Origin of the sequence: Pseudoalteromonas sp. S1650, assembly GCF_005887195.1 — a bacterium.
In the GTDB taxonomy this organism is placed as follows: domain Bacteria; phylum Pseudomonadota; class Gammaproteobacteria; order Enterobacterales; family Alteromonadaceae; genus Pseudoalteromonas; species Pseudoalteromonas simplex.
On record NZ_PNDF01000108.1, the window covers coordinates 1 to 739 of the forward strand.

The window sequence follows — 739 nt, forward strand, 5'->3', positions numbered from 1 at the left end:
TATTTTTATTTGCTGTCCTAACTTAAGCCTGCCTTTTGCAAACTCTAATGCAGCTCTGGCACTCACGCCGGTACCCGTAGGGCTGCGATCTAATTCGCCCTCAGCAAAAATGCAGACATGGCGGCTAAATACAGAATGACTTTTTTGTGAATTTGAATAGAAAATCACCCCATATAAAAAACTTAATGCATCATCGGTCGGGTGTTTTGGTTGGTAGTGGCTATTAACATCCTGCTTAATGATTTTTCCTAAGCTAATAATTTGTTCATGATTGTTGGGCGCCAAACTTACATCCAAAGTATCAGCATCTACAAAAGCATAATAAGCGCCGCCATAAGCAATATCACAATTGACGGTACCAAACAGAGGTATCTCTATTCGCATATCAAGTTTTTCTGCATAACTTGCAACATTATCAAAACAAACACTTATTAGTTGGTTATTTCGAAGAGTAATATACGCCTTGATAAGCCCTGCAGGTGTATCTATACGTAATTCATTAACGCCTTCAATAAAGTTGCAAATGCTGCTATCTTTAGCTGCTGTGGCAAGCGCAATGATAGCGTGACCACACATTGTGCTATAGCCTTCATTATGTAAAAACAGTACGCCAAAATGGCTATCTTTACGTTCAGGTTTTGTGATCAACGCGCCGTACATATCAGCATGACCTCGGGGTTCGAACATCAGTGCTTTACGTAGGTGATCGAATCTTGTTAGGCAATCAGCTCGCTTTTCA

At 40.3% G+C, this 739-nt stretch carries 1 protein-coding gene; it reads right to left on the reverse strand.

Annotated elements, in window-relative coordinates; genetic code table 11:
- Window positions 1-739: proline racemase family protein (locus tag CWB80_RS21315; RefSeq protein WP_138686301.1), on the reverse strand; the 739-nt coding region annotated here is incomplete at both ends.